Annotated in this window: 20 protein-coding genes and 1 tRNA gene; 14 read left to right on the top strand and 7 right to left on the bottom strand. The window is 30.3% G+C overall.

Annotation, left to right across the window (positions count from 1 at the left end):
- Positions 1–4: 4 nt before the first annotated feature.
- From JM82_RS06630 to JM82_RS06610, 5 genes are all read right to left on the bottom strand, one after another.
- Complete coding sequence (locus JM82_RS06630; RefSeq protein WP_145001932.1) at positions 5–1567, bottom strand: protein adenylyltransferase SelO; 1563 nt, start codon at positions 1565–1567, stop codon at positions 5–7.
- A gap of 80 nt (positions 1568–1647) precedes the next feature.
- Positions 1648–2409, bottom strand: coding sequence for a patatin-like phospholipase family protein (locus JM82_RS06625; protein WP_145001931.1), 762 nt, complete (start codon positions 2407–2409; stop codon positions 1648–1650).
- An 8-nt stretch (positions 2410–2417) separates the two neighbouring features.
- Positions 2418–3260 (bottom strand): universal stress protein, encoded by an 843-nt coding sequence (locus JM82_RS06620; RefSeq protein WP_145001930.1) that lies wholly within the window; start codon positions 3258–3260, stop codon positions 2418–2420.
- Between the two features lie 89 nt (positions 3261–3349).
- Complete coding sequence (locus JM82_RS06615) at positions 3350–4399, bottom strand: response regulator (protein WP_145001929.1); 1050 nt, start codon at positions 4397–4399, stop codon at positions 3350–3352.
- Positions 4399–5535 (bottom strand): PAS domain-containing sensor histidine kinase, encoded by a 1137-nt coding sequence (locus JM82_RS06610; protein ID WP_145001928.1) that lies wholly within the window; start codon positions 5533–5535, stop codon positions 4399–4401. The genes JM82_RS06615 and JM82_RS06610 overlap by 1 nt, the downstream gene beginning before the upstream one ends.
- Before the next feature lie 132 nt (positions 5536–5667).
- On the opposite strand from JM82_RS06610, the gene JM82_RS06605 reads away from it, so the two are divergent.
- The 9 genes from JM82_RS06605 to JM82_RS06565 all read left to right on the top strand — a co-directional run bounded on the left by JM82_RS06605 (position 5668) and on the right by JM82_RS06565 (position 11939).
- On the top strand, positions 5668–6051 hold the full coding sequence (locus JM82_RS06605; RefSeq protein ID WP_145001927.1) for a hypothetical protein: 384 nt from the start codon (positions 5668–5670) through the stop codon (positions 6049–6051).
- Positions 6048–7127 carry an efflux RND transporter periplasmic adaptor subunit gene (locus tag JM82_RS06600; RefSeq protein ID WP_145001926.1) on the top strand — a complete coding sequence of 360 codons (1080 nt, stop codon included), beginning with the start codon at positions 6048–6050 and terminating at the stop codon, positions 7125–7127. The genes JM82_RS06605 and JM82_RS06600 overlap by 4 nt, the downstream gene beginning before the upstream one ends.
- Positions 7127–8389, top strand: coding sequence for an ABC transporter permease (locus JM82_RS06595; RefSeq protein WP_145001925.1), 1263 nt, complete (start codon positions 7127–7129; stop codon positions 8387–8389). Before JM82_RS06600 ends, JM82_RS06595 begins: the two co-directional genes overlap by 1 nt.
- 2 nt (positions 8390–8391) lie before the next feature.
- Positions 8392–9066: an ABC transporter ATP-binding protein gene (locus JM82_RS06590; protein WP_145001924.1), complete on the top strand. Its 675-nt coding sequence runs from the start codon at positions 8392–8394 to the stop codon at positions 9064–9066.
- A gap of 81 nt (positions 9067–9147) precedes the next feature.
- Positions 9148–9360, top strand: coding sequence for a hypothetical protein (locus JM82_RS06585; protein WP_145001923.1), 213 nt, complete (start codon positions 9148–9150; stop codon positions 9358–9360).
- Complete coding sequence (locus JM82_RS06580; protein ID WP_145001922.1) at positions 9361–10254, top strand: DnaJ C-terminal domain-containing protein; 894 nt, start codon at positions 9361–9363, stop codon at positions 10252–10254.
- A 2-nt stretch (positions 10255–10256) separates the two neighbouring features.
- Complete coding sequence (locus JM82_RS06575) at positions 10257–10553, top strand: chaperone modulator CbpM (protein WP_145001921.1); 297 nt, start codon at positions 10257–10259, stop codon at positions 10551–10553.
- A gap of 7 nt (positions 10554–10560) precedes the next feature.
- Entirely contained in the window at positions 10561–11469 is a 909-nt protein-coding gene (locus JM82_RS06570) for a mechanosensitive ion channel family protein (RefSeq protein WP_145001920.1), read from the top strand.
- Between the two features lie 5 nt (positions 11470–11474).
- Entirely contained in the window at positions 11475–11939 is a 465-nt protein-coding gene (locus JM82_RS06565) for a pyridoxamine 5'-phosphate oxidase family protein (RefSeq protein ID WP_145001919.1), read from the top strand.
- A 67-nt stretch (positions 11940–12006) separates the two neighbouring features.
- Here JM82_RS06565 and JM82_RS06560 read toward each other — a convergent pair whose 3' ends face one another.
- On the bottom strand, positions 12007–12777 hold the full coding sequence (locus JM82_RS06560) for an RNA polymerase sigma factor (protein WP_145001918.1): 771 nt from the start codon (positions 12775–12777) through the stop codon (positions 12007–12009).
- Between the two features lie 193 nt (positions 12778–12970).
- Between JM82_RS06560 and JM82_RS06555 the strand changes: the two genes are divergently transcribed.
- Together JM82_RS06555 and JM82_RS06550 are read left to right on the top strand one after the other, a co-directional pair.
- Positions 12971–14347 carry a sugar porter family MFS transporter gene (locus tag JM82_RS06555; RefSeq protein ID WP_145001917.1) on the top strand — a complete coding sequence of 459 codons (1377 nt, stop codon included), beginning with the start codon at positions 12971–12973 and terminating at the stop codon, positions 14345–14347.
- Between the two features lie 254 nt (positions 14348–14601).
- A complete protein-coding gene (locus tag JM82_RS06550) occupies positions 14602–15345 on the top strand; it encodes a hypothetical protein (RefSeq protein ID WP_145001916.1) in 744 nt (247 codons plus the stop codon).
- A gap of 133 nt (positions 15346–15478) precedes the next feature.
- Here the strand turns inward: JM82_RS06550 and JM82_RS06545 are convergent.
- Positions 15479–15563: transfer RNA gene (locus JM82_RS06545), tRNA-Ser, on the bottom strand.
- A 206-nt stretch (positions 15564–15769) separates the two neighbouring features.
- Between JM82_RS06545 and JM82_RS06540 the strand changes: the two genes are divergently transcribed.
- The 3 genes from JM82_RS06540 to JM82_RS06530 all read left to right on the top strand — a co-directional run bounded on the left by JM82_RS06540 (position 15770) and on the right by JM82_RS06530 (position 18238).
- Positions 15770–16402, top strand: a complete 633-nt coding sequence (locus JM82_RS06540) for an NAD(P)H-dependent oxidoreductase (RefSeq protein WP_145001915.1) — start codon at positions 15770–15772, stop codon at positions 16400–16402.
- A gap of 67 nt (positions 16403–16469) precedes the next feature.
- Positions 16470–16937, top strand: a complete 468-nt coding sequence (locus JM82_RS06535; protein WP_145001914.1) for a thioredoxin family protein — start codon at positions 16470–16472, stop codon at positions 16935–16937.
- A gap of 107 nt (positions 16938–17044) precedes the next feature.
- Positions 17045–18238, top strand: coding sequence for a DegT/DnrJ/EryC1/StrS family aminotransferase (locus tag JM82_RS06530; protein ID WP_145001913.1), 1194 nt, complete (start codon positions 17045–17047; stop codon positions 18236–18238).
- Positions 18239–18276 lie beyond the last annotated feature (38 nt).

Raw genomic sequence — 18276 nt, 5'->3', positions numbered from 1 at the left:
AATTTTAAGAGCTACAAGATAACATGGAGCAACCAACCTTGTGTCTTGCCCATTCTGGTCGTTTTGCAAACCATTTTTCGTGTTTTGGTTGCTCAGCATAAGGTTGTTTTAATAAATTGAATAAGTCGTCAATAAGTTTGTAGTCGCCTTTGTTGGCGTCATCTATAGCTAATTGTGCCATATAATTACGTAACACGTATTTTGGGTTTACGCTGTTCATGTTTTCTTTTTTCGCTTTCGCTGAAATTGGGTCGCGTTCCAAACGGTCTGCATAACTATCAAACCATAAATTCCATCTGTCTTTTATAGCTTCGGTTACTGATTTTATGTCGTAAAACGATTCACGAATAATTTGTAACCCATTAGTCGGATTTGCACCATCAAAATCTGATAGATTACGGAAAAAGATAGTCATATCTGTTTCTGTTAACTGTAAACAGTCTTCTAGTTCTTGAATAAGGTTGGCGTCTAGTTGTTCTTCGGATGACAATCCAATCTTACTACGCATCATTTGTAGGTATTGGATATCTTTCTGTTCGGCATAATTTGCTAACACCGCTTCTAAACCTTCGGCTTCTTCAATTAATGGATATAAGGCATTTGCTAATTGGTATAAATTCCAAAGGACAATATCTGGTTGCGCGCCATATTGGTAGCGTTTATTGTGATTATCTGTAGTATTTGGCGTCCATCCAGGCTTAAAACCTTCTAGCCATCCGTAAGGTCCATAATCTATGGTTAATCCTAGGATTGATAAGTTATCGGTATTCATAACACCATGCACAAAACCAACACGTTGCCAATGGATAACCATGTCTAAACTTCGCATAGCTACGTCATTAAAAAACTGAACGTAAGCTTGTTTGTTTGGTGGACCTAAATGCGCAAAATGGGTGTTTATAGTATAGTCTACAAGTGTTTTTAAGGTTTCTGTATCTTGTCTTGAGGCTAAAATCTCGAAACTTCCAAAACGTAAAAAACTTGGTGAAATTCGTGACACAATTGCGCCTTTTTCGTAATCAGGATTCCCGTTATACATAACGTCGCGCAGGACTTGGTCTCCTGATAATGCTAAGCTTAAAGCACGTGTGGTTGGTACACCTAAATGATACATGGCTTCGCTACATAAATACTCTCTAACAGAGCTTCTTAAAACTGCTAATCCGTCTGCTGTTCTAGAATACGGTGTTTCTCCAGCACCTTTTAATTGTAGTTTCCAGTTTTTGTTTTTGTGTTCGACTTCAAATAAATTAATAGCACGACCATCGCCTAATTGTCCAGCCCAATGTCCAAATTGGTGTCCACCATAGCACATGGCGTATGGTGTTGATCCCTCCATCACAGTATTACCTGTAAACACGTTTAAAAACTGTTTTGTTTTAGCATCGTTTTCTGACAATCCCAAGGTGTCCAACATCTCTGGAGAGACATGGATTAACTCTGGTTTTGCAGTTTGTTTAGGCGTCACAAAACTATAACAAGCTTTAGTAACTTGACGTCTGCTATTGTCTGTTATTGGATCTGCGGGAAGTTGTGAGGTAAATGTATTTTTTATGTTCAGTTTCATGTCAAGCCTTTATATAACAAAGATACGGAATTGCTTGTCATAATAAGAGTTGTGCATTTTATTGCTTTACGGAATATATTTTAAGTCTTTGATTTTTGGTTTTTTAAGACGTCTTTCATGCTATCGTAACCAATTTTATAAATAGCATCGATATTTTTTTTGTCAAAAAGTGCAAATTGACTTAGTGCTTGAGGTGCTATTAAAACATCACAATTTGAAAACTTTTCCATATCTGTTTTTACAGCACCTAAAGTAATGGAACGCTCAATAATATTATGAAAATGTTTTAATTGCGCTTCTGTTTTTGTTTTATATAAATTTAAATAAACGCCAATAATTTGATCGCATTCTTTTTGTAGCACGTCCACAGGAAAGTTGTTTAGTACACCACCATCGACGTACAAGCCATGTTTCATTTTTATTGGAGAAAATAATCCAGGAAAAGCTGCCGATGCTAAAACAGGTTTAATTAATTCACCTTCATTAAATACTTCTAAATCACCACTTAAAATGTTTGTAGCAGTTATAAAAAGCTGTTTGTCTAATGCTTTAAAATTATCCTCTGGAAACTGTTTTTTAAAGTAGTTATAATATTTTTCGGCATCAATAAAACCAGGTTTGCTAATAGCAAATTTTTTGTAGTTAAAAAGTTGGATAGTTTTTAAAAATTCCATCATTTGTTGGCATGAAAAGCCATATGCATATAATGAACCAATAATAGCTCCTGCGCTTGTACCTGCAATATGTGTAGGGAAAATATCGTGCTCTTCTAATGCTTTAATTGCACCAATATGTGCAGCACCTCGCATACCACCACCAGAAAGAACTAAGCCTATATTCATCTTTTAAATTATTCGTGAAGCACTAAAAAGGGTACATCTGTTTGATAGTTAATGTCTTCAACTTTACTATGAAAAAGTATTTGTTGAAAATAGTTTAGATTTTTAGCTACCATAGCAATCATATCAATGGAATTTTCTTGTACAAAGGATTGTATTGCAGCTTCAATTTTTGTGTTAGTAAGGTAATGAAAACTATGCTTGTTAGCACCAAAGTAATCTGAAACAAACTCTTTATTCTTTTTTTGATCATTATTTAATACAGAGTTTTTCTTTGTAATATGAAGTACTCTTAATGCTGCATTAAATTTTTCTAAAATATCTACAATAGGTTGTAATGTTGTTATACCGTAAAATTGTAGAAAATCTGTAGGAAATGCAATTTGACTAAGGGTTTTAAAGGTTGCGTTTTCAGGTACCACTAAAGTATTGCATTTTACTTTGGTAATAATATCTGCTGTGTTGCTGCCTAGGATTAGCTTTTCTAATCCGGAAGCTCCTTTTGTACCCATAACTATAAGGTCTATCTTTTTTTCTAAAACCTGTTTTCTAACAGCGTCTATAAAAAAATCGACTTCGTTTATAGTATAAAAAGCATGATTTGGGTTATTTGGATATTGACTAGCTATTTTTTTTAAAAATGCGGTTAATTGTTTTTTAGCAGTAGCAGTATAAGTCTCTTCAATAACAGCAGTATTAATATTGTAATCTATTGTATCCACAGAAACTTCTGCTAATCTATTGACATGCATTAAATAAAATGTACATGGTGTGTTTGAACAAAACTTAATTGCATATTCAATAGCGTTCCAAGAGTTTTTTGAAAAATCTGTAGGTAATAATATAGATTTCATTTAATTTTTATCTTATTAAAAACAAATCTATGCGTAACACTTGTTTTAAAAAATGATAAAAATCATATACCTTTTATTTAATAAGGCTATTAGTTAACTTCTTTAAGTTTTTCGATATCAATAATTTTAATGTTTCGACCTTCAATTTCTATTAATCCTTGTTTTTTAAAGGATGAAATAGTCCTAATTAAGGTCTCTGTTGCTATTCCAGCTACACTTGCTAAATCGTTTCTAGAAATTTTAATGGGCTCTTTAGGTTTGCAATTTAATTTGTCCGCAAATTTTAAAATTGTAGTTGCTGTTTTTTTGTAAACAGAACTGTAAGCCATTTCTAATAATTGATTTTTTACACCAGAAATATCATCTGTAAGTAATTGTATTAACTCTAAAGTTAATTTGTGATTGGTATTTAAAATATTGGTCAATTCGTTTTTTGAAAGCCCAACTAATGATGTCTCGCTTATAGTTGTTGCGGTTTCTTGATATGGTATGTTTTGTGTAAATGAGGTATAGCCAAACAAGTCATCTTCTTTATGTAAAGCAGTGGTCAGCTCTTTTCCTTTTTCGTCTAATTTATGGCATTTTACTATACCTTTAAGTATTAAATAAATGTAGTTAGAGTTTTGACCTTCTTTGTAAATCTGCTCATCTTTACCATAATCAAACAGGTCTCCATTATCATCAAAAAAGTTTTTTAAGTCATTTAAATTTCTAAGCGTATCTGTTTTATTTGAGTCAGGGTTTTGGGCTTCACGACGGTCTTTTAAAATAGAAGCTTTAGCTAATCTACTTTCTATTGCGCTTATTATTTCATCCTCTTCAAAGGGTTTTGTAATATAATCATCTGCACCTAAATCCATACCTTTTCTTACATCTTGTCTTTCGGTTTTTGCACTTAAAAAAATAAAAGGAATGTGCATTGTTTTTTCTTGCTTAGACAAGCCATCTAATACACCATATCCATCTAGTTCTGGCATCATTATATCGCAGATAATAATGTCTGGTGTGGTTGTCATAGCAGCTTCTAATCCTAATCTTCCGTTTGATGCAGTAGTCACGTGGTAGTTAGAAAGCTCTAAAAGTTCTTTAGTGTTTTCTCTTAAAACAGCGTCATCTTCAATTAAAAGTATGGTTTTCATTAGTTTGGTTGGTTTGGTATGGTAATGGTAAATGTGGAACCTTTATTTTCTTCACTTTCAAAACTTATGGCTCCTCCTAAGTTTTCTAAATGTGTTTTGACAATATTTAATCCTATTCCTGTGCCTTGATTTAACAGCGCATTTTCAGCCCTAAAATAACGATTAAATATGTTTTTTTGATCGTTTTCTGGAATTCCAATTCCGTTATCAATAATTATAAAAGTTGTATTGATTGCATCTTGTTTTACTTTTAATTGAATGGTAGTGTTTTCTGGCGAATATTTAATGGCATTATGCACCAGATTAGACAATGCTAATTCCAAAGTTTTCTCATCTTGAATTAGTGACATATCATCAATGTCTTCTGGATAATTTATTTTTTGACCTTCTTTTAAAAGCATATTTGCATTATAAATAACTTCATTTATAACCTTGCTTAATCTAAATTCTGTAAACCTATAATTTACTTTTCCAGATTCAAGTTTTTCTACAGATAAAAAGTCATTTAAAATATTATTAAGGTAGTGTACTTTACTATTAATGGTATTTATATGCTTGTCTCGTTTATCTTGTTGTTCTGCTAATTTGTATTTGCTTAGTAGCATAGACGAGGTTAATATTCCGGTTAAAGGTGTTTTAAACTCGTGTGAAACAAGAGATAGAAACTTTGTTTTTAAATCATTTAATTCTTTTTCTGTAGCTAAAGCTTCGGTAAGTTGTTTTGTACGTTCGATAACTGTTTTTTCAAGTTTATCGGTATAATTTTTACGTTCTGTAATATCAATAGCTAATGCCATTACATATTTTTTTTCAGAGACAGTAAATGGATTTAAACCAACTTCAACAGGAAAAGTACTGCCATCTTTTCTTGCAGCAAAAAGTGCGCGTCCTTTACCCATGGTACGTTTTTCGCTGTGTTTATAATAGTTATTAAAATGCTGTCCATGACCTTTATGGTAAGTCTTAGGTATTAAAGTTTCTAGTGGTTTGTTGTTTAACTCATCTTTTTCATAGCCAAACATCTCTTCAGTGGACGAGTTTACAGCTATAATAATTTGGTTTTCGTCCACTATCAAAATACCTTCAGATATGGCTTCAGATAGTATTTCAAAAACATCTTGATTAGTTTTAAGCATACAGTGTTTTAAGCGTATTTATTAACGAAAATAAAATTACAAAAAAAAGTGGGAGTGCTCTACTTTTTGATGATTTATATCATGAAATAAGTTAAAGATTCGGCTTAATTTTCCGGTGTAATATTATTGAATATGAAAAATGAAGATCATACCCTTAAACTATTTTATCAAAACCTTGGTAAGTTGTTTTATGCTATTGCTTGTATAGATGGTACAATTGAAGTTGATGAAATTAACGCCTTAAAATTTACAGTAGAAAAGGAATGGAAATTAACTGAAGATACATTTACAATTATTGATAGTTTTAGTTGGTTACAGAGGGATCAAGATTACGATGCAGACACCTGTTTTAAAAGTTTTTTGAATTTTATGAACACTAATAAAACGCTATTTACTGAATCACGAAAAGCATTAATAGTAAAAACAGCAAATGCAGTAGCAAGTAGTTTTTCTAATCGTAACAAATCAGAATTAATGCTGTTAGCTAAATTAGATATTGAATTAAAAAAAATATGAAAAATGTTGTATTAATAGGTCTTGTTTTATTGCTTTTATCTTGCAATAGTAAAACAGAAAAGATGTTTCCGATAGCTCAAGATTTAACACAATCTGTATACACGTCTGTAACAATACAACCGGATAGTCTATATCAAGCGTATGCTATTGTTGCTGGTATTTTAGATAAAAATTTTGTTGAAGAAGGTGATGTTGTTAAAAAAAGCCAAGCGATTGCTCAAATAATAAATAATGCACCAGTTTTAAATACACAAAATGCTAAACTGTCTTTAGATTTAGCAAAGGAAAATTATAATGGAAGTGCAGCTATTTTATCAGGGATTAAAGATGAAATTGAAGCAGCAAATTTAAAGTATAAAAACGATTCGATTAACTTTTTTAGACAGCAAAACCTTTGGACACAAAGTATAGGCTCTAAAGCCGATTTTGATGCAAAACAACTTAACTATCAACTGTCACAGAATACTTTGACATTACTTAAAAATAAATATTACCAAACTAAAAATCAATTAAATACAAGTGTAAAACAAGCGCAAAATAATTACCAAACGTCTTTAATTAGTACTAAGGATTTTACAGTAAAAAGTGCTGTAAATGGTAAAGTTTACGCGCTTTATAAATCCTCTGGCGAGTTGGTTAATACCATGGAACCTGTAGCCTCTATTGGAAGTGCTACAACTTTTATTATTGAAATGTTAGTGGATGAAGTGGATATTGTAAAAATTGTAAAAAATCAAGAGGTATTAATTACTCTAGATGCATACACAGGAAAAGTATTAGAAGGGAAGGTGTCTAAAATATATCCTAAAAAGGACGAACGTAATCAAACATTTAAAGTCGAAGCCATTTTTGTAAATCCTCCCGAAGTGTTATATCCAGGATTATCAGGAGAAGCTAATATTATCATATCTAAAAAAGAAAACGTGTTAACTATTCCAAGAAACTACCTGATTAATAGTAACCAAGTAAAAACAGCAGATGGTTTAATTACCATCAAAACAGGTTTACAAAACATGGAATTTGTGGAGGTTATTGACGGAATTACTAAAGAAACCTACATCTATAAACCAGAATAATGGTAAACTGGACCATCATATTAAATATAGCAAAAACGCATTTGCTAACAAAATTTAAGCAAACTGCAATTGCAGCCTTAGGTGTTACTTTTGGTATTGGAGCGTATATAACTTTAGTCAGTTTTATGACAGGTTTAAATGCTATGTTAGACGATTTAATTTTAAATCAAACACCACATATTCATGTTTATAATGAGATTGAACCCTCTAAAAAACAACCTATAGAGCTTTACGATGCTTTTAAAAATAGTATTAACGTAGTACATTCTATTAAACCAAAATTAAGTCAGAAAAAAATACACAATGCCTTACCTATTATTAAATTTTTAAATGAAAACGAAGACGTAAAAGGTGCCATTCCGCAAATAAAAACGCAAATATTTTATATTTCAGGATCCATTGAAATTGCTGGTAATATTACAGGTATCCAACCTGTAGAGGAGGCACGACTATTTAACTTTAGAGATTATATTATTGAAGGCGCTCCAGAAAAACTAAAAAATACAGAAAACGGAATTTTATTGGGTTCTGGAATAGCAAAAAAAATGTCCTTACAATTAGGAGACCGAGTGCAAGTTAGTACTATAAAGGGTGACATTTTTCCTTTAAAAATTGTTGGAATCTATCAAAGTGGTGTTGCAGATATTGATGCTATCCAAAGTTTTGTAAACCTTAAAACAGTCCAACGGATTTTAGGAGAAGCCGAGAACTATATTACAGATATTAATGTCAAGCTTTTTGATATTGATAAAGCTTTATCATTATCCAAAAAAATTGAGCAACAATTTAATTTAACTGCTATTGATATTAACACAGCAAATGCTCAATTTGAAACAGGAACAACTATTAGAAACCTAATTACTTATGCTGTATCAATAACGTTATTAATAGTTGCAGGCTTTGGTATTTATAACATTTTAAATATGCTTATTTATGAGAAAATGAATGATATAGCTATTTTAAAAGCCATAGGGTTTTCTGGAAAAGATGTACAGTACATTTTTATGAGTCAAGCTATGATTATTGGTTTAGTTGGTGGTGTTTTAGGGCTATTAATAGGATTTGTTTTTACTAACATAATTAGTACAATTCCGTTTAAAACAGAAGCTTTGCCAACCGTAGATACTTATCCAATAAATTTTAATGGTTGGTTTTATATTATAGGTATTGTATTTGCTATGATATCTACCTTTTTTGCTGGTTACTTACCATCCCGAAAAGCTAAAAAAATAGATCCAGTTAAAATAATAAGAGGTCAATAATTATGAAAACAGTTCTGGAAGCCAAAAACATAAATAAATACTTTAAAAAGCCCGTGCTTTTTCATGTTTTAAAAGATATTAATTTTAAAATTAATGAAGGCGAATTTGTTTCCATAATGGGAAAATCTGGTTGCGGTAAGTCTACCTTATTATACATTTTGTCTACCATGGATTCAGACTATGAAGGTGATTTATATTTAAATGACGATTTATTAACAGGTGATAGTCCTAATAAATTATCTTATGTAAGAAATAAACATATAGGCTTTGTCTTTCAGTTTCATTATTTGCTTTCCGAATTTACAGTGCTAGAAAACGTAATGCTTCCAGCTAAAAAATTAGGAGAGAAAAGTTTTAAAGAGATTGAAAAAGATGCACTAGAAAAATTAAGAATTTTAAATATCCAACATTTAGCTTATAAACGTGCTTCTCAAGTTTCTGGTGGCGAAAAACAACGTGTAGCAATAGCTAGAGCACTTATAAATAATCCGTCTATAATTATGGGAGACGAGCCAACTGGTAATTTAGATAGTCATAATGCAGATAACGTGTTTAATATTTTTAAAAAATTAAGTGTAGAAGAAAACCTTTCTCTATTAATCGTAACACATGATACAGATTTTGCAAATCGAACAGATCGGATAATCACCATGGAAGATGGTCAAATAATTAGCTAATTATTAATACCTTAAACTGATTTTAATCATATTATTCTTGTAACTTTAAGAGTAAATTTATTGTTATTAAATAAGTTAGGTATGAAAACAAAGCAAGAGCTATTAACGCAAATCACACAATTAACATCTAATATAGAAACTAATTATCCAGAATTGTACACCTTTTTGTTGGAAGAACCAATTACGATTCCTACTGAAAAACATCCACATATTGATATTCCAGAATTACAGGACTATTTAAACACCTTAAAACAGGAGCTTAAACACCACATAGAAAACCATAAAACTAAATAAATGGCAGTTATAGATTATTATAAAACGTTGGGTATTGCCAAAACAGCTTCGGATAAGGACATAAAAAAAGCTTACAGAAAACTAGCACGTAAGTTTCATCCAGATTTAAATCCAAACGATAAAGAAGCTGAAAAAAAATTTAAGGAGATTAATGAGGCCAATGAGGTGTTAAGCAATCCGGAAAATCGTAAAAAATACGACCAATATGGAGAGCATTGGAAAAACTCTGAAGCCTACGAACAAGCAAAACAACAGCAACAACAGCAACAACGTGCATATCAAGGTCAGGCAGGAAATTCTGGAGGTTACAGCGAACAAGATTTTGAAGATATGTTTGGTAGTATGTTTGGTGGTCAAGCATCTGGAAGACAAAGAAACACTAGATTTAGAGGTCAAGATTTTAATGCAGAGCTTCATTTGGATTTAAAAGATGTTTATACAGATCATAAACGCACACTTACTGTTAATAATAAAAACATCAGAATCACCATTCCTGCTGGAGTAGAAAATGGACAAACCATTAAAATAAAAGGTCATGGAGGTAAAGGGGTTAATGATGGACCAAATGGTGATTTATACATTCAGTTTTCTATTCAAAATCATTCCAAATTCAAAAGAGATAAAGACAACCTTTATGCGACTGTAGATTTAGACTTATACACTGCTATGTTAGGTGGAGATTTAATGGTGGATACTTTTAATGGTAAAGTAAAATTGACGGTTAAACCAGAAACCCAAAACGGAACAAAAGTTAAGTTAAAAGGTAAAGGGTTTCCTAAGTATAAAAAAGCAGAACAGTTTGGAGATTTATATATAACTTATCAAATAAAAACACCGACAAACCTCACAGATAAAGAGAAAGATTTATTTACCCAACTTCAAAAATTAAGATAATTATGGAAGTAACAGATTTAATTTCTATAACAACTTTTTGTACGCATTACAACGTGCCTACAACGTTTATAAATGATTTAAAAGATTATGAACTAATTGAAATTGTGGTTTCAGACAATGATAATTACATTAAAACAACACAAATTAGTGAGGTTGAAAAATTGATGCGTTTACACTTTGATCTTAATATAAATTTAGAAGGTTTAGATGCAGTTTATAATTTATTACAACGTGTAGAGGAGATGCAAAATCAAATTACATCGCTTAATAATAAACTAAGATTATACGAAGATTTATAGTTAAATAATGGACAAAATAAATCAATGGTTTTTAGAGTATCCACTATTGCAAAGTATAATTAAATATATTGTAATAGTTGCTTTTGTATTGCTTTGTGTACAATTTATTAGACGCTTTTTAAAAAAAAATATTGCTAATACTTCTGTTAGATATAAATCTCAAAAAGGGATTGAGTTAATAGGTTATTTTCTGTTAGCCTTTATTACAGTTTTATACTTTACAGGAAGTATTAAAGATTTTACAGTTACGCTAGGTTTATTGTCTGCTGGATTAGCATTTACACTGCAAGAGTTAATATTAAGCATTGCGGGATCCGTGTATATTTTTGTTGTAAAAGTGTATGAACCAGGAGACCGAATAGAAATTAACGGAATCAAAGGAGACGTCATTGATGTAGATAGTATTTATACCACAATGATGGAAATTGGGCAATGGGTAGAAAGCGATAATTATACAGGCCGAATTGTAAAATTAAGTAATGCATTTGTCTTTAAAGGACCTGTTTATAACTACTCTAAAGATTTTCCATTTATTTGGGACGAGTTTAATTTGCCAATACGTTATGGTTCTGATATCGATTTAGCAAAATCCATAATTATAAAAGCAGCAACAACAACATTAGCAGAATATACAAAAGCATCTAAAGATCAATGGAAAGAAGTCGTTAATAAATATTATATAGAAGATGCAATGGTAGAGCCTACTTTAGCAACCACACTAACAGATAATTGGATTAAATTTAATTTAAGGTATATCGTAGATTATAAAAAAAGAAGAATAACAAAACACATATTAAATGATTTAATTAGGACAGAAATTGAAGCAACCAATGGTAAAGTTGTTTTAGCTTCTCAAACTATTGAGTTAATTAAAATACCTGATTTAAAAGTAGAAACAAACACTAAAAAACACTAAGCATTATGTTTAAAAATCTAGAAGAAAAAGAAATAGAATACATTTTAGAAAACAATTATATTGGACAAATAGGTTATATATATAACAATACTCCGTTTGTAATCCCAATAACCTATTTTTTTGACAAAGAAAAGCATGCAATTATATGTTACTCTGGAGATGGTCATAAAATGAATGCTATGCGTAAAAATCCAACAGTGTCAATGTTAGTTTCTGATGTAGAAAATGTTACTAATTGGAAATCTGTATTAGTACACGGTAAATTTGAACAACACTTTGGTAGTGATGCTAAAGCCTATTTGCATAAATTTTCTTTGGGAATAAAGGATATTATTTTAGAAAAAGAACATAGTAAAGCTAACTTTATAAGTGATTTTTCTAGTAAAATTTATAAGGATGATATTCCTGCTGTGTTTTTAATTAATATAGAGTCTATAACAGGAAAAAAAAGATTAGACTTTAAAGCCTAATATTATAATAGAATTTAAAAAAAGAGCTATTTATTTATAGCTCTTTTTTTTTAAAATTAAAATCTGATTAATTATTTAAATACCTATTAAATAAGCTAATTTGTAAAGCTTTTTTAGCATCGTTAAATAATTTTTTAACTTCAGTTATAGATAATTTTCTAACTACTGCAATCTCTTCAAAGGATAAATGCTCATTAGTAAATAGCTCAAAAACTTGACGCATTGCATTTGGTAAATTTCCAACAACAAAAGCTGTATGTTTTTTTGCTTCATCTTGTTTTAAATGCTTATCAATTTTATTAATAAAATCGACTTCATTCTCTTCAATAAAAATAGGTTTTAATTCGTAGTCATTATGATTGTAAGAGCTATCAGACAACTCTTCAATTAGCAATAAATCACCATCTGCATCCTTAGTATATTTTTCTTCCATAGCATCCCATTCAGGTTTAGAATAGGTATCAATATTTTTAAAAAAGAAGTCATTAAATTCTTCTTCAACTTTAATATCTTCCATTATTTGATCAACTTTTAAGTATAACCAAGCATAAAAGTCTTTTTCATGTTTAACGTCTTCAATATGATCGTAAATTTCTATAAAAAGTTGATCTATTATATCATCACCTTTATATTTTCCTTTGGAAAAATGTCCTTGACTAATGTACACATTAAGTTGTCTATTAATATAATTCCGTAAAACAGGTAATATTTTTAAAACTAAATTATTAAAGGCGTCTTTGTCACCTTCATTTTTAAATTGAAGAAGATCAGAATGTGATTGTTTAACAAATAATCTAAATTCATTTTTACTTTGATAATACTTGATATTTGTATTCATAATAATAAGTTTACTATAAAATTACTTAAAATCTATACATTAAAACATGATATTCATCACATAACATAATCTGTTAAGATTACTTTAATAACATATTGCTTACAATTAAAAAATACTAACCATACAAAAACCAAACATGTTGAATTTATTATCAATTTAATAGTATATTTATTGGCTAACAAAAATTATTTAAATGAAAAAAAGTGTTTTCTTACTTCTTATTGCAGCTGTATCAGCATTAGGAGGTTTATTATTTGGTTATGATACAGGTGTTATAAATGGCGCTCAATATTATCTTACAGAACATTTTCAATTAAGCGATGCTTTAAAAGGATGGGTTGTTGGTAGTGCACTATTAGGTTGCTTTGTTGGAGCAATAGTAGCAGGACCATTAAGTATAAAAATAGGTAGAAAATGGTCTTTAATTATTTCGGCATTATTATTTACACTATCAGCATATGGTTCTGGCTTACCAGAAATTTTTCCACAATCAGTTAGTATGCTAGTGTTTTTTAGAATTTTAGGAGGATTAGGTATAGGTGTAGCATCTATGAATGCACCAATGTATATAGCAGAAATTGCACCTTCAAATATAAGAGGTCGTATGGTTACGTATTATCAATTAGCGATAGTTATAGGCTTTTTTGTAGTGTTTTTAGCAACTTATTATATAGGAAACAATTTAACAGTAGCCGAAAACATAGAATTTGGATGGCGTCGTATGTTTTGGTCAGAGTTAATACCAAGTGGCTTATTTTTAATACTATTATTTTTTGTGCCTAAAAGTCCAAGATGGTTAGCTTTAAAAGGAAAAGATAAAGAGGCATTAATTGTATTAGAGCAAATTAATGATGCCGAAGTAGCGTCTAAAGAGATGTTACAAATTAAAAAATCTTTAAACCAAAATAACGATGGTATTAAGGTTAGTTATTTTACTAAAGCTATATTAATAATCATAGCAATAGGTACTGCTTTGTCAATGTTGCAACAATTTACAGGTATAAATGCAGTGTTATATTATGGTGCAGATATTTTTGAAAAAGCCTTAGGTTTTGGAAAAGAAGATGTTTTAGCACAACAAATATTATTAGCCTTTGTCAATTTAGTCTTTACTTTTGTAGCTATGTTTACGGTAGATAAATTTGGACGTAAACCTTTACTGTACATAGGGTCAATAGGGATGATAATTGGATTTTTGCTATTAGGAGTTACATTACAACAAGAAAGTGTTGGTATGTTATCATTAATTGGTGTTTTAGTTTTTATTGCATCTTTTGCTTTATCAATGGGACCTGTTGTTTGGGTATTATTGTCAGAGATGTTTCCAAATAAAATACGTAGCGTGGCTATGTCAGTAGCAGTAGCAGCACAATGGGCTGCAAATTATGTGGTTTCTCAATCTTTTCCAATGGTTATGGGAAGCGAGACTAATAACAGTGCTCCATGGAATGGCTCTTTACCTTATTTTATATTTATTGCTTTTATATTAATTATAGTGTACGTAACCTATAAATTTATACCAGAAACTAAAGGTAAATCTCTAGAAGAGATTGAAGGGTTTTGGGAGTAATGTCAAAACTTATAATTTTAAAAAGCCATAACAGAATAGATGTTATGGCTTTTTTTGTGTCAAAATCTAATAGCATAAATAGGATGGTTTTTATAAAGTATTAAGTCTAATATTTTCATCACATTTTTTTTCACAACTTTTAAGTATGTTGTATTAATAAGCTTATTTAAGAAAATTTTAATGTAATAATTAAATTATTAATGCTTAAATACACTAATTTAAAGACTTAATTATAATATCAAAAACAACTTATTATGGATGATCAAATGCATTTGGCAGCTCAGTATTTAGCTGCAGCTGGAATTAGTTTTCTTGAAAAGAAAGACGACGACAGTCACACAAATTTTGGATTTAGTATAACAGATAAGTGTTTATATACGCATTCACTTTCTATAAACGACGATGTCTTAGGTTTAGATTACGACAACTTCGCATTAGTATGGAAGTCTAAAAAAGGTAAAACAAGTTTTAGTTTGGATGGTGTCTCGCATAGCACTATCCTGAAGTGGCTTTCGGATATGTCTAAAAGCAATCTTAATAAGTTGTATACCTATAAGTTTCATTATACGTTGCCATATAGTATAGACGCAAGTTACACTTTTAAATTGTCTAATTTAGATCGTCTTAAAACATTGACAGCTCAACGTGTAATGGCAGAAAAAGTTATTGAAAGTATAAAAGCAGATTATAAATTGGAAGCACCTTGCAGAGTATGGCCTCATCATTTTGATACTGGTATACATGCAAAGATACCAGATACTAATTTAACCATTGGTTTAGGACTAGCAATTCCTGATAATGTATCTAAAACCCACTATTTTTATATCTCTGGATATAAAAATGATAAAATAATTAAACCTTATAATTTTTTTGAATTAACAATAGGAGAGTGGAGAACTGAAGATTTTACTGGTGCAATTTTAGAATTGTTGGACGTAAATAAAAATGATACTATATCATTTTTTAAAGAAGCTATTAAACAATTTAAATCAAAATAGGAGTAATAAATATATCAATAACCATAAGTAAATAAGGATAAAAGGTTTTTTAAAATAATATAGATCTCTGTGTAATTGATAAAATCAAAAGTTGATATAATAAAAAAGCCTTACATAAAATGTAAGGCTTTTGCGGAGAATGAGGGATTCGAACCCCCGGAGGTGTGACCCTCAACAGTTTTCAAGACTGCCGCATTCGACCACTCTGCCAATTCTCCTTGAGTGTCTCATTGGATATCCTCCAATTGCGAGTGCAAATATAGATATGATTTTAGTTATTTTCAAATAAAAAATGCATTATTTTTTAAAAAGTTGTTTATCAATATGATAACAAGTAATTAAATCTTACATTATTTAAAAATCTATAGGGTTTTATGTGTTTTGCATGATTGATAAGCTTTATTTTTGCTTAAAAAAGGATATTATGGATATAATTGAACAACTTAACTGGAGATATGCCACCAAAAGTTTTGATTCAAAAAAAATAATTGCAGAAAGTGATATTAAAATTTTAACAGAAGCGTTTAATTTAACTGCAACATCGTACGGTCTTCAACCAATAAAGTTATTAGTTATAAAAGATAAAACTTTACAAAAGCAATTATTGCCTTTATCATTTAATCAAAAACAGGTGCAAGAAGCTTCTCATTTATTTGTGTTTTGCATTGATTCAAAAATGGATACACCTTTTGTTTTAGATTATTTTAATAGAGTTAAAGAAATTAGAAACACTCCTAATGAGATTTTGGATCCATTTAAAAATTTTTTAGTTCAGGATTTTGATGCTAAAACTCAAATTGATAAAGAAACTTGGGCCACTAAACAAGCTTATTTAGCTTTAGGAAATTTAATGACGGTTTGTGCGTTATTAAATATAGATGCTTGTCCTATGGAAGGGTTTTCGACTAAAGATTATGATGCTATTTTAAAGTTAGAAAAGTTAAATTTAAAATCTGTCCTTATTATGCCAATAGGATATAGGGCTGAAGATGATTTTATGTCTAAACTTAAAAAAGTTAGAAAACCTATTGAAGAAAGTGTAATTATTTGGAAATAGAATTTCGTGGCAAGATTATTGTTATTTCAGTAAAAAGAATATTTTTGTAAAGCTTAACACACACAATATGAAAAAATTAATATTTTTATTTGCCTTATGTATCTCTTTCACTGTTTCTGCTCAAGAAGAAGACGAAGACATGTCAAACTTAAATTGGTTGACGGATTTAAACGAAGCAAAGACTGAGGCTATTTCATCTAAAAAACCAATATTAATTTATTTTACAGGTAGTGATTGGTGTGCACCTTGCAAGATGTTGAAAAAAGACTTTTTTAATACAGAAGCTTTTGAAGAAAAAGCAGAACAGTTTGTGTTAGTTATGATTGATATGCCAAGACGTACAGATATAATTTCTGAAGAACAACAAAAGAAAAACAATACTGTGGTTAGTAAATACAATACCAATGGAGGTTATCCAAATTTAGTAGCATTAAACGATCAATTAAATATTATAGGCGAATTATCTGGTTATACCTTTTTACGTGAAACAGACAGACATTTTGCTTTTATTGAATCTATTTTAGAAAACTACTAGCATAATAAATACCATCTATAGTTATTAAAGCGTCTAAATTAATTTTTAGACGTTTTTTTTATTGCTTATTTTCTGTTAGATTTGGAATATTAACAAATATTATACAGATGCCAGGATTTGAAAGCTTTGGAGCTTTAGAGAGAAAAGAAGTAGAGGATGTTTTAGATAATGGTGTTTTGATGCGCTATGGTTTTGATGCCATGAGAAATGGACATTACAAAGCACAATCTTTAGAAAACGAAATTCAACATACATTAGAAGTTAATCACGCACAATTAGTTACCAATGGTACAGCTGCTGTATCTGTTGCGTTAGCGCTAGCTGGTATTGGAGCAGGAGATGAAGTTATTATGCCTTGCTTTACGTTTGTTGCTAGTTTTGAAGCTATTATGATGTTAGGCGCAATCCCTGTTTTGGTAGATATTGACGATACCCTAACCCTTAACCCTGAAGCTGTATCTAAAGCAATTACCAGCAAGACTAAAGCTATAATGCCAGTACACATGTGCGGTAGCATGGCTAATTTAGATGCTTTGATGGCTATAGCTAAAGATCACAATCTTAAGCTAATCGAAGATGCTTGTCAAGCTATTGGAGGAACTTATAAAGGAAAATATCTTGGTACTTATGGTGACTTAGGATGTTTTAGTTTTGATTTTGTAAAAACAATAACTTGTGGAGAAGGTGGAGCAGTGGTTACTAATAATGCACAATATGCTAAAAACGCTGATTTGTTTACCGACCATGGTCACGATCATATTGGTAGTGATAGAGGAGCCGAATTACACCCATATTTAGGGTATAACTTCAGAATATCAGAACTTAATGCAGCAGTAGGATTGGCTCAAATAAGACGTTTAAAGGATTTTATCGCTATTCAGAAAAAAAACTACACAATATTAAGGGAAGCACTGGCTGTGTTTCCTGAGGTGACTTTTAGAACAGTACCAGAAGGAGGAGAAGAAAGTTACGCGTTTTTAAACTTTTTCTTACCTAATTTAGATACTGCCAGAAAAGTAGCTTCTACTTTTAAAGAAAGAGGTGTTGATGCTTGTTTTCATTATTATGATAATAATTGGCATTATATTAGAAAATGGGAGCATTTAAAAGATATTAAAACCTTGTATCCAGTATCTAACGACGTTAAAAATGGTTTAGCGTACTTACAAACTAAAACATTTGATGCTTCAGATCACTTTATTGGCAGAAACATATCTTGTTTGATAAAGCTATCTTGGACAGAACAACAAGTCCGTGAGCGTGCTCAACTTATGGTAGACGCTATAAAACAATCACTATAATCTTTAATTTATTATCACAATCCCTTAAACCAACCACT

Origin of the sequence: Olleya sp. Hel_I_94 (assembly GCF_007827365.1) — a bacterium.
Classification (GTDB): domain Bacteria; phylum Bacteroidota; class Bacteroidia; order Flavobacteriales; family Flavobacteriaceae; genus Olleya.
This window is presented reverse-complemented; position numbering and strand designations above follow the sequence as displayed.